Origin of the sequence: Wolbachia endosymbiont of Mansonella ozzardi, assembly GCF_020278625.1 — a bacterium.
Classification (GTDB): domain Bacteria; phylum Pseudomonadota; class Alphaproteobacteria; order Rickettsiales; family Anaplasmataceae; genus Wolbachia.
Map to the genome: position 1 here is coordinate 1 of NZ_JADAKK010000041.1, position 9,446 is coordinate 9,446.

The window sequence follows — 9,446 nt, forward strand, 5'->3', positions numbered from 1 at the left end:
CAGTGACAAACTTTTTTGCACTTTTACCAACTGTTCTGACCTTTTTCATTAAAACTTACAATAATAACAAATCTTATTTTTTTCCAGCAATAGGCAAACGAGATCTACCTTTACGAGTTTTAGCATTGGTATGAGTCCTTTGTCCTCTTACAGGTAAACCTTTCCTGTGTCTCACTCCTCTATAGCACCCCATTTCCACTAAAAACTTTATATTCATAGCCACCTCTTTTCTAAGCTCACCTTCTATAGAATAATTTTGCCTAATGAAACTGCTGATCTTTTCTATGTCTTTATCTTGTAATTCCGAAACACGTTTGCTTTTATCAATTTCACAAGCATGACAAATTGTGTTTGCAGTAGCAATACCTATGCCATATATATAAGTTAATGCAAAAGGAACACATTTCTTTAGTGGAACATTTACACCCGCAATACGTGCCACTGGTACTCCGATACTTTATAATAACAACTCTTGATTTATACCATAAAACAATCCAGAGTCAAACTAAATTGCAAGAAATTTTGCTTTCAATCTCTTGTCTTACCTGACCAATATTAAGACTAGCATTAATCGTTAACAATTTGTCTTTGTAATATTCACGTAAACCCTTTATTTGGATGTGATATTTGCTTATTCTTCTATTAATTGCAGATAAGTTAGAATCATCAATTCTCCTTTCTAGCTTTGTACTTTTACATTTCATACAAGCAAGATAGTCATCGTTCTTAAGAGAAGATGCACTGTATACACTTTTGCAGTCTAAACACACAAGGCGACTCTTTAACCTATTAACTGCAATCTTATCATCAAGCTGTAACTCAATAACAACATCCACATCTCTATTATATCTCTCCAGCAAAACTTGAGTTAAGAAACGAGCTTGATTTAAATTTCTCGGAAAACCATCCAACAAAAAATTATCATCTACTAGTACAAGCTGGTCACGTAATAACTCACATATAACTTTATCTTGAATCAAATTACCTGATTCTACGGTATCCTTTATTTTTTTACCTAATTCGCTGTTGCTAGATATAATATTTCTCAATAAATCCCCTACTGAAATTAACTTTAAGTTATACTTTGCTATTAGCAGGCCCGATTGAGTACCTTTACCGGAGCCAGGAAGACCAAAAATTGTAATAATCATCTTAATTTTCTCGTTTTAGACTCATATTTTTTTATCCAGCTATCATATCTGTTCGAAAAGATATAGGATTGTATTTGCATGATGGTATCAGTAACAACGTTAACTATAATCAATAAGCTTGTTCCACCAAAAATAAACGGTATATCATAATAATATCTTATGACTTCAGGTACAGCACATATAACCACCAAATATGTAGAGCCAATGAACGTCAACTTAAAAACTATATCTTGAAGGTAATCAGAAGTATGTTTTCCAGGCCTTCTACCAGGTATAAAACCACCATTTTTTTTAAGGAAATTGGCATTTTCTTCTGGGTTAAATATAAAATTGGTGTAGAAAAAGTTAAAAAATATTATAAACGCTAAGTAAGCTACAACATAAACTACTTTATTTGTCATAAAATAATTCAAAATAAAGTCAGAAAAAGCATATCCCTTATAGAAATTTGCAATTGAAATAGGTGTAAGTAAAATTGCATTAGCAAAAATAGTTGGTATTACGCCAGATAAATTAATCTTTAATGGGATATAAGTAAAATCGTCACTATGTAATTTTTTAAACTGCTTTTTAGGATACTGAACAATGACTTTTCTGTAAGAAGACTCTACAAAAATAACCAAAAGCAACAGCAAAAAAAACACCGCCAAAATAAAAAGGATAATAAACAACGATATGTTACCGTTTTTATTTAATGTTAATAGAGATGAAAAAGCACTATGTAGCTCTGATATTATGCCAGTAAAAATAATTAATGAGATACCATTGCCTATACCATTAGCACTGATTTGCTCACCAAGCCACATTAGAAACATAGTTCCACCTAAAAGGCTGAAAACACCTACTGTACGAAACATAAGGCCAGGTTCAATTACAATTAATACCCCTTCCTTATTCATTCTTTCTAATCCAATTAAAATAGTAATCGATTGAAATACACAAAACACTATAGTCATATACCGTATGTAGGAATTCATCTTTCGACGTCCTAATTCCCCATCATTTTTAACTTCATTAATTCCTTTGATGGCAGAAGATAGTAACTGCATAACTATAGATGCAACTATGTATGGCATAACACTTAGTGCTAAGATTGTCATCCTAGCTAATGCACCACCAGAAAAAAAATTAAATACTCCAAAAACACCAGAACCTTCCTTAGGGAATACATCACTAATTATATCAAGGTTAATTCCAGGAATAGGCACGTAAGTACCTAGGCGATAACAAATTAAAGCGATTAGCGTAAAAAACATACGCTTCAATAAATCGCCTTTATATAATAACGCAGAATCCAAACTATTAAATGTGGATTTGCTGCTCATCATTTATGATAGTATTTCCACACTACCACCAACTGAAGCTACAGATTTTTTTGCAGCTTCTGACGCACAATCAATGTGAAATACACACCTCTCAGTCAGCTTACCTTTATTGAGAAGCTTAATTTTATCCTTGACAGACTTTATCAAACCTAGCTTACACAGCACATCTTTGTCTATAACAGAATCTTTCACTATTTTCTTAGTTTCTATTAAGTGCTGCACATCACCAACATTAATTATGAAGCATATATTCCTACTTATAGGGTTAAAACCCCTTTTAGGTAAACGAGTGTATATAGACTGTTGTCCTCCTTCAAATCCATTTATGGAAACACCACTTCTAGCCTTTTGTCCTTTATGTCCCCTGCCAGATGTTTTGCCTTTACTACAACCAATACCTCTACCTAGCAACTTGGGCTTCTTTTTTTTCGATAATTTAGTGAATATAGAGTTTAATTTTATAGCACTATCCATACTTTACCTATTTCCAACTATCTCGCTAATCTTTTTACCTCTTTTGCTTGCCACCTGACGAGGAGACAACATATTATCAAAAGCTCTAAACACTGCACATATAACGTTATGAGGATTATTTGATCTCGTAGATTTAGCTACTACATCTTTTATGCCTAGCACTTCAAAAACTGACCTAATCGCTCCACCAGCAATAATACCTGTTCCAGCTCTAGCTGCTCTTAAAACTATTTCACCAGAGCAAAATTTAGCTTTAATATCATGGTGCAAAGTTCTACCTTCACGCAAGTACACTCTAATCATCGATTTTTTCGCAGCATTTACAGCTTTTATCCTTGCTTCAGCAACCTCTGCGTGTTTGCCCATTCCGCATCCTACCCTACCCTTTTCGTCTCCAACAACGACCAAAATTGAAAATGAAAATCTTCTACCACCTTTGGTAACTGTTGTCACTCTACGTACTGAAACTAAAAGCTCTGATAAATCGTTGTTATTTTGTAAAATTTTTACAACCATATTCAAAACCTTCTAAAACTTAAACCCAGAACTTCTTAAAGCCTCAGCAAATTGAGGAACTAACCCTGTATATTTATATGCTCCACGGTCAAACACCAACTCTTGTTCTAATTTTATATTAGATAGACGTTCAACCATCAAAGAAGAAACCTGTTTTACAGTTTCAGCGTTGACCCTACCTTTACATACACCCCTAATTTTAGCATCCAAAGTAGAAGCAGAGGTGAGAGTCACTCCTTTTTTGTCATTGATTAACTGAGCGTAAAAATGCCTGTTGGACTTGAATATGGATATACGTAAACGCTCAGCGCCGTTATTGAGCTTCTTTCTATTACGTAGTTTCCTTTTTTCATAATTACTTAAAAAATTATGTAATCTTCTCATCTTAATTACTTCTTTTTACTTACAACTTTACGTAACATAAATTTGTCTTTCATTACAATACCCTTACCTTTATAAGGGTCGTACTTTCTAATTTTGCATATATCGGATGCTACCATATAGACTTTTTGTTTATCTATACTACTCACTACTAAGTGAGTTGGTTTTACACACTTAATCTCAACGTCCTTAGGCACTTTATACTTCACATTATGGCTATAGCCAAGATATAAAGTCAAATATTTACCATCACACTCCGCTTTATATCCAACACCATTAATTTCAAGATCAACAGAAAAACTATTAATCATGCCATTAATAATATTGTTAATATTGCTCCTATAAGTACCCCATATAGGCTTTGTCTCATTATAATTATCTTTGCTTTGATCAACAAAAAGCAGCAACTGATTATCAACAACATGGCATACAACATCACTGCATAGCCTAAGTTCTTTTTCTACCTTGGCACTTTTTATTAACATTTTACCATCATTACACTCAACTGAAATACCAGCAGGAATATTGATAGGCGCAGCACCTATACGAGACATAAATTCCTCCTACTACTTAAAATACACGACACAAAACTTCTCCACCAACTTTCAATTTATGCGCATTGTAATCAGTCATCACTCCTTTAGACGTAGATATAATAAAAATACCAAGTCCATTATATGCCTTAGTAATGTCCCTGCATTTAGAATAGCGACGACAACCAGGTTTTGATACTCTAACTATATTACTAATTACAGGTGACTTCTTATAATACTTCAATTTTACGATAAAAGATGGCACATTGCCTACAACTTCTTTCTGGTAACTAAGGATATATCCTTCATCCTTTAAGATTTTCAGTATAGAAGAATTTACCTTAGAAAACAGAACTCTTGTTGTCCTGTGCATTGCCAATTGAGCATTACGTATCCTCGTCAAAAAATCACCAACACTATCAGACAACGCCACAATATACTCCTATATTATCTATATTATATTACCAACTAGACTTCGTAACCCCTGGAATTTTTCCAAAAGAACATAAATCACGCAAAACAATCCTACATAAACCAAACTTTCTATATACTCCTCTTGGTCTCCCTGTTAGAGCACACCTATTTCTAATTCTGATTTGAGAAGAATCTCTAGGCAACTCTTTAATCAGCTTGTTTTGAGCTGCAAACCTCTCACTTATAGGTATATTCTTATTATTTATTATAGATTTTAGCTTTTTTCTTTTCTCTTCATATTGATCGTGCAATTTTATCCTACGAAGATTTCTTTGTATCATAGATTTTTTTGCCATATATCTCTTCTCTTAATTAATCAAAAAAGGGAAACCTAAAAGCTAGCAATAGCTCTTTTGCTTCTTTATCACTAGTCGTACTTGTTATAATATTGATATCCATACCTCTAATCCTACTTATTTTATCGTAATCTATTTCTAAAAATGAAATATGTTCCTTTATACCAAAGGAAAAATTACCATTACCGTCAAATTGTTTTACACTAAATCCTCTAAAATCTTTTTCTCTTGGTAAAGCAACATATATCAATCTTTCTAAAAACTCATACATTTTATCTTTACGCAAAGTTACTTTGCAACCTACCGTAGCGCCTTTCCTTATCTTAAAACCAGAAATGGATTTTTTTGCAAACGTTGATACAGGCTTTTGCCCTGCAATTAAATATAGATCATCAAGCGGTTCATTTATTGCTTTACTGTTTGTAGCAGCATCTCCAACACCCATATTAATACATACCTTGACAAGCTTAGGTACTTGCATCATGTTGCAGTAGTTAAACTTGTCCTTCAAGGATTTTACTATACTATCTCTGTATAATTCTTTAAACATATCAACCTAGCCTATTACTTCTCCAGAAACTTTTGCAAAACGCACTTTTTTACCATCTATAATCTTAAACCCTACTCTAGTTGGAGCTTTATACTTAGGGTCTAATATTGCGATGTTAGATATATCAATAGCTAACTCTTTATTTAATATACCGCCACTACTACCAGCTTTCGGTTTAGTATGTTTCTTATGTACATTCACTCCAGAAACAACAGCCTTTTTTTTAGCGTCACGTGTGATAATTTTGATTACTTTACCAACTTTTCCTCTATCCCTGCCAGTTAAAACTATGACGTCATCACCACTTCTTATTTTTGCACTCATTATAAAACTTCAACAGCTAATGACATTATTTTCATAAAAGAACCAGACGGCAATTTCTTCACCGGGCCAAACACTCGAGTACCAAGCGGCTCACCTTGATTATTAACTAAAACTACAGCATTGCTAGAAAAACAAATTACAGAGTCATCAGATTTTCTGATACGATTTCTCACTCTAACAACAACTGCTCTATATACTTTTCCCTTTTCGACCTTCCCTTTCGGGTTGATAGATTTAGTAGACACAATAATTGTATCACCTATAGATGCAGACTTCCTCCCGCCCAACAAGCCAATACAAAGCACTTCACGTGCACCAGAATTATCAGCTACTTCCAACAATGTATTTTTTTGAATCATATAAGCACCTTACTCAATTCGCACAACAATCCATTTTTTAGTAGTAGAAACAGGCTTGTGTTCTTGTATAAAAACCATATCTCCTTCTTTGCAATTATTATTCTCATCATGTGCTGTATACTTTTTATATTTTTTTATAACTTTCTTATAAAATTTATCCTTATATACCCGCAATACTGAGACCTTTACAGTTTTATCGCACTCAGCTTTAGCTACAATACCACAAAAAATCTTCTTAGGCATCCTCTTCCCCTATTCTTCTTTCATTTAATATAGTTAAAATACGAGCTATGCTCTTTCTTATCAAGCCAAAACGTGAAATATTACTACACTGTCCTAATTTCTTCTGAAAAGCCAAATTAACAAACTCCTTCCTCAAATTTACAAGAATTTCATGCAACTCTTGCGAAGATTTTGATCTAACGTCAGCTATATCCATCGTAACTCCGTTCAACTATGATTAGATATAAATTTACATTTTACAGGAAGCTTGGCAATTGCTTTTTCAAGCGCCAATCTTGCTAAATGCATGGGAACGTCACTGCTAATCTCAAATAACACCCTACCAGGCTTAGCTTTAAATACCCAAAATTCAACATTACCTTTTCCTTTACCCATCCGTACGTCTGCTGGTTTTTTACTAACAGGAGTATCAGGAAAAATTCTTATCCACACTTTACCAGAACGTTTCAACGTTCTGGATATCACACGCCTCACAGTCTCAATATGCTTAGAATGAATTCTACCTGCTTCTATAGCTTTTAACCCGTAATTACCAAAAGATAGTGTGCTACCACCTTTTGTGTTACCCTTAATTCTCCCTTTAAACACCTTTCTATATTTACTCTTTTTGGGAACAAACATTTCAATACGCCTTAATTAACAACATAAACCCAAACCTTAACTCCTATAATACCATATATAGTCTTTGCTTCACAAAAAGCATAATCTATATTAGCACGTAAAGTGTGTAAAGGTAAACGACCTTCTTTATACCATTCAGTACGAGCTATCTCAGCTCCACCAAGACGCCCAGAACAGCTTACCTTGATACCCCCACCTCCCATTCTCAAACAACTTTGAATAGCTTTTTTCATTGCTCTTCTAAATGAAACACGCTTCTCTAATTGCTGTGCTATGCTGTTTGATATTAAAGTCGCATCTACTTCAGGCCTTTTTATTCCTACTATATTCACTTCCACATTATTTTTTACTTTCTCAGCTATTTTTTGTTTTACCTTCTCAATATCCAAGCCTTTCTTACCTATTATCACTCCAGGTCTGGAAGAATGTATCATTACAGACACTAAATCAACTTTGCGCTCTATAATTACTTTGGAAAGACCAGCGTGCTTAAAAGACTCATTTATGTAACTGCGAATAGATAAATCCTGATGCAATTTTTCTTTGTAATCTTTATTAGCATACCAAATAGAATCCCAGGTATTAGTATTTATTTTTAATCTAAATCCTATAGGATTAACCTTTTGCCCCATATTTACCTTTCCCCACTAATTTCATACTCTTACAAATCATACAATTTCCTCTAGCTTTATAGTTATGTTGCTGTAATGCTTGCTAATTCTATTGGCTCTACCCATAGCTTTTGGGGACACCCTACGCAAAGTAAAAGACTTGCCTACCGAAACTTCCTTTATATATAGATTATCAATATCTAACCCATAATTATATTGAGCATTAGCAACTGCAGAATTTAATACTTTCCCTATAAGGCCAGCAGCTTTCTTTTCGCAAAACCTCAATTGCACAGTAGCAAAAGAAACTTTTCTATTGCGTACTAAATTGGCAACCAAGTTTAACTTACGAGGAGTGGACTTTAAAACCCTAGAACTAGCTTTAATTACTGTGTACTTGTTTTTCATACTAATTACCTTCTTGCTGCCTTTTTATCACCACTATGCCCAGTAAATTTACGAGTAGGCGAAAATTCACCAAATTTATGACCTATCATATTCTGATCATTAACATTAACAGGAATGTAATCTTTACCATTATAAACAGCAAATTTTAAACCTAAACAATTAGGAAGAATTACAGAAGCTCTAGAATGAATTTTTATCACCTTATTAATAGAACCCTGCTTTAAAGCTCTATTCACTAACTTTAGCACAGATGGGTGACAAAAAGGTGGTTTCCACGCAGACCTACTCATAAACTAACCTTTCAATTGCTTTATATACTTATCACTAAATTTATTTCTCTTCCGAGTTTTCTTTCCTTTTGTTGCAATACCCCAAGGAGTAACGGGGTGACGCCCACCAGAAGTCTTTCCTTCCCCACCTCCATGAGGGTGATCCACTGGATTCATAGCAACTCCACGAACAGCAGGCCTAACTCCCAGCCACCTACTTCTTCCTGCCTTACCTAATTTTCTATTTTTACGATTAGGATTGGACATTACACCAATAGTAGCTTTGCAAGAAGACAAAACCAACCTCACTTGACCAGACCTCAACCGTAATAGAACATAATTGCCATCACGACCAACAATTTGTGCATAACAACCAGCAGCTCGAGCAATTACAGCACCATTACCTGGCTTCAACTCAATACCATGAACAAAAGAACCAACAGGTATACACTTCAACGATAAACAATTGCCTGGTAATATATCAGCATCATCTCCTGACATTACAACATCACCAGGCTTTATGTTTTGTGGAGCTAGTATATAAGATTTAGTATCATTGCTCTTATATGATATTAACGCTAAAAATCCACTTCTATTTGGATCATATTCTATTTTCTCAACTATACCTTGATCATTTCTATTACGCTTGAAATCTACAATTCTGTACTTCTTTTTATGACCACCACCCTTATGGCGAGTTGTAATTCTACCGTAATTATTCCTTCCACCACTGGACTTTTTACCAAATGTAAGAAGCTTTTCTGGCTTATCTTTTGATAGACCAACTTTACTTACTAACACAGTTCCACGAGAGGAGGGAGTAACAGGATTAAGAAACTTCACACCCATATTAAACACTCATTATATCTAACTTTTGATCATCTATTAAAGAAAAATAAACTTTCTTTTTT

At 34.0% G+C, this 9,446-nt stretch carries 19 protein-coding genes and 1 pseudogene; all 20 read right to left on the reverse strand.

Going from position 1 to position 9,446, the window contains the following annotated elements; translation table 11 throughout:
• Positions 1 to 73: 73 nt before the first annotated feature.
• Entirely contained in the window at positions 74 to 442 is a 369-nt protein-coding gene (gene rpsM / locus IHO40_RS04230) for a 30S ribosomal protein S13 (RefSeq protein WP_225536910.1), read from the reverse strand.
• A 58-nt stretch (positions 443 to 500) separates the two neighbouring features.
• Positions 501 to 1,151 carry an adenylate kinase family protein gene (locus tag IHO40_RS04235; RefSeq protein ID WP_225536911.1) on the reverse strand — a complete coding sequence of 217 codons (651 nt, stop codon included), beginning with the start codon at positions 1,149 to 1,151 and terminating at the stop codon, positions 501 to 503.
• Complete coding sequence (gene secY, locus IHO40_RS04240; RefSeq protein ID WP_225536912.1) at positions 1,148 to 2,476, reverse strand: preprotein translocase subunit SecY; 1,329 nt, start codon at positions 2,474 to 2,476, stop codon at positions 1,148 to 1,150. The genes IHO40_RS04235 and secY overlap by 4 nt, the downstream gene beginning before the upstream one ends.
• 3 nt (positions 2,477 to 2,479) lie before the next feature.
• Entirely contained in the window at positions 2,480 to 2,950 is a 471-nt protein-coding gene (gene rplO, locus IHO40_RS04245) for a 50S ribosomal protein L15 (protein ID WP_225536913.1), read from the reverse strand.
• Positions 2,951 to 2,953: 3 nt separating this feature from the next.
• Entirely contained in the window at positions 2,954 to 3,466 is a 513-nt protein-coding gene (gene rpsE, locus IHO40_RS04250; protein ID WP_225536914.1) for a 30S ribosomal protein S5, read from the reverse strand.
• A gap of 12 nt (positions 3,467 to 3,478) precedes the next feature.
• Positions 3,479 to 3,850, reverse strand: coding sequence for a 50S ribosomal protein L18 (gene rplR / locus IHO40_RS04255; protein ID WP_225536915.1), 372 nt, complete (start codon positions 3,848 to 3,850; stop codon positions 3,479 to 3,481).
• Positions 3,851 to 3,855: 5 nt separating this feature from the next.
• A complete protein-coding gene (gene rplF, locus IHO40_RS04260) occupies positions 3,856 to 4,401 on the reverse strand; it encodes a 50S ribosomal protein L6 (RefSeq protein ID WP_225536916.1) in 546 nt (181 codons plus the stop codon).
• A 16-nt stretch (positions 4,402 to 4,417) separates the two neighbouring features.
• A complete protein-coding gene (gene rpsH, locus IHO40_RS04265) occupies positions 4,418 to 4,813 on the reverse strand; it encodes a 30S ribosomal protein S8 (RefSeq protein ID WP_225536917.1) in 396 nt (131 codons plus the stop codon).
• 28 nt (positions 4,814 to 4,841) lie between these two features.
• The gene (gene rpsN, locus IHO40_RS04270) at positions 4,842 to 5,150 is read right to left on the reverse strand and encodes a 30S ribosomal protein S14 (RefSeq protein ID WP_225536918.1); all 309 of its coding nucleotides are present in this window, start codon (positions 5,148 to 5,150) and stop codon (positions 4,842 to 4,844) included.
• 16 nt (positions 5,151 to 5,166) lie between these two features.
• Positions 5,167 to 5,700, reverse strand: coding sequence for a 50S ribosomal protein L5 (rplE, locus tag IHO40_RS04275; protein ID WP_225536919.1), 534 nt, complete (start codon positions 5,698 to 5,700; stop codon positions 5,167 to 5,169).
• A gap of 6 nt (positions 5,701 to 5,706) precedes the next feature.
• A complete protein-coding gene (gene rplX, locus IHO40_RS04280) occupies positions 5,707 to 6,024 on the reverse strand; it encodes a 50S ribosomal protein L24 (protein ID WP_255586001.1) in 318 nt (105 codons plus the stop codon).
• Complete coding sequence (gene rplN, locus IHO40_RS04285; RefSeq protein ID WP_225536920.1) at positions 6,024 to 6,383, reverse strand: 50S ribosomal protein L14; 360 nt, start codon at positions 6,381 to 6,383, stop codon at positions 6,024 to 6,026. Before rplN ends, rplX begins: the two co-directional genes overlap by 1 nt.
• Before the next feature lie 9 nt (positions 6,384 to 6,392).
• A complete protein-coding gene (gene rpsQ, locus IHO40_RS04290) occupies positions 6,393 to 6,626 on the reverse strand; it encodes a 30S ribosomal protein S17 (RefSeq protein WP_225536921.1) in 234 nt (77 codons plus the stop codon).
• Positions 6,619 to 6,822, reverse strand: a complete 204-nt coding sequence (gene rpmC / locus IHO40_RS04295; RefSeq protein ID WP_225536922.1) for a 50S ribosomal protein L29 — start codon at positions 6,820 to 6,822, stop codon at positions 6,619 to 6,621. The genes rpsQ and rpmC overlap by 8 nt, the downstream gene beginning before the upstream one ends.
• Positions 6,823 to 6,833: 11 nt before the next feature.
• Positions 6,834 to 7,247 (reverse strand): 50S ribosomal protein L16, encoded by a 414-nt coding sequence (gene rplP / locus IHO40_RS04300; RefSeq protein ID WP_225536923.1) that lies wholly within the window; start codon positions 7,245 to 7,247, stop codon positions 6,834 to 6,836.
• A gap of 11 nt (positions 7,248 to 7,258) precedes the next feature.
• Entirely contained in the window at positions 7,259 to 7,879 is a 621-nt protein-coding gene (rpsC, locus tag IHO40_RS04305; RefSeq protein WP_225536924.1) for a 30S ribosomal protein S3, read from the reverse strand.
• A 36-nt stretch (positions 7,880 to 7,915) separates the two neighbouring features.
• Positions 7,916 to 8,266 carry a 50S ribosomal protein L22 gene (gene rplV, locus IHO40_RS04310; RefSeq protein ID WP_225536925.1) on the reverse strand — a complete coding sequence of 117 codons (351 nt, stop codon included), beginning with the start codon at positions 8,264 to 8,266 and terminating at the stop codon, positions 7,916 to 7,918.
• Between the two features lie 5 nt (positions 8,267 to 8,271).
• Positions 8,272 to 8,556 carry a 30S ribosomal protein S19 gene (rpsS, locus tag IHO40_RS04315; RefSeq protein WP_225536926.1) on the reverse strand — a complete coding sequence of 95 codons (285 nt, stop codon included), beginning with the start codon at positions 8,554 to 8,556 and terminating at the stop codon, positions 8,272 to 8,274.
• Between the two features lie 3 nt (positions 8,557 to 8,559).
• Entirely contained in the window at positions 8,560 to 9,384 is an 825-nt protein-coding gene (gene rplB / locus IHO40_RS04320; RefSeq protein WP_225536927.1) for a 50S ribosomal protein L2, read from the reverse strand.
• Position 9,385: 1 nt separating this feature from the next.
• Positions 9,386 to 9,446 (reverse strand): annotated as a pseudogene (locus IHO40_RS06105) (50S ribosomal protein L23); the annotation flags it as partial.

Coding starts and splice junctions, on each gene's coding strand:
- IHO40_RS04235 (WP_225536911.1), bottom strand. CDS start 1,151: ATGATTATTACAATTTTTGGTCTTCCTGGCTCCGGTAAAGGTACTCAA.
- secY (WP_225536912.1), bottom strand. CDS start 2,476: ATGAGCAGCAAATCCACATTTAATAGTTTGGATTCTGCGTTATTATAT.
- rplO (WP_225536913.1), bottom strand. CDS start 2,950: ATGGATAGTGCTATAAAATTAAACTCTATATTCACTAAATTATCGAAA.
- rpsE (WP_225536914.1), bottom strand. CDS start 3,466: ATGGTTGTAAAAATTTTACAAAATAACAACGATTTATCAGAGCTTTTA.
- rplR (WP_225536915.1), bottom strand. CDS start 3,850: ATGAGAAGATTACATAATTTTTTAAGTAATTATGAAAAAAGGAAACTA.
- rplF (WP_225536916.1), bottom strand. CDS start 4,401: ATGTCTCGTATAGGTGCTGCGCCTATCAATATTCCTGCTGGTATTTCA.
- rpsN (WP_225536918.1), bottom strand. CDS start 5,150: ATGGCAAAAAAATCTATGATACAAAGAAATCTTCGTAGGATAAAATTG.
- rplE (WP_225536919.1), bottom strand. CDS start 5,700: ATGTTTAAAGAATTATACAGAGATAGTATAGTAAAATCCTTGAAGGAC.
- rplX (WP_255586001.1), bottom strand. CDS start 6,024: ATGAGTGCAAAAATAAGAAGTGGTGATGACGTCATAGTTTTAACTGGC.
- rplN (WP_225536920.1), bottom strand. CDS start 6,383: ATGATTCAAAAAAATACATTGTTGGAAGTAGCTGATAATTCTGGTGCA.
- rpsQ (WP_225536921.1), bottom strand. CDS start 6,626: ATGCCTAAGAAGATTTTTTGTGGTATTGTAGCTAAAGCTGAGTGCGAT.
- rpmC (WP_225536922.1), bottom strand. CDS start 6,822: ATGGATATAGCTGACGTTAGATCAAAATCTTCGCAAGAGTTGCATGAA.
- rplP (WP_225536923.1), bottom strand. CDS start 7,247: ATGTTTGTTCCCAAAAAGAGTAAATATAGAAAGGTGTTTAAAGGGAGA.
- rpsC (WP_225536924.1), bottom strand. CDS start 7,879: ATGGGGCAAAAGGTTAATCCTATAGGATTTAGATTAAAAATAAATACT.
- rplV (WP_225536925.1), bottom strand. CDS start 8,266: ATGAAAAACAAGTACACAGTAATTAAAGCTAGTTCTAGGGTTTTAAAG.
- rpsS (WP_225536926.1), bottom strand. CDS start 8,556: ATGAGTAGGTCTGCGTGGAAACCACCTTTTTGTCACCCATCTGTGCTA.
- rplB (WP_225536927.1), bottom strand. CDS start 9,384: ATGGGTGTGAAGTTTCTTAATCCTGTTACTCCCTCCTCTCGTGGAACT.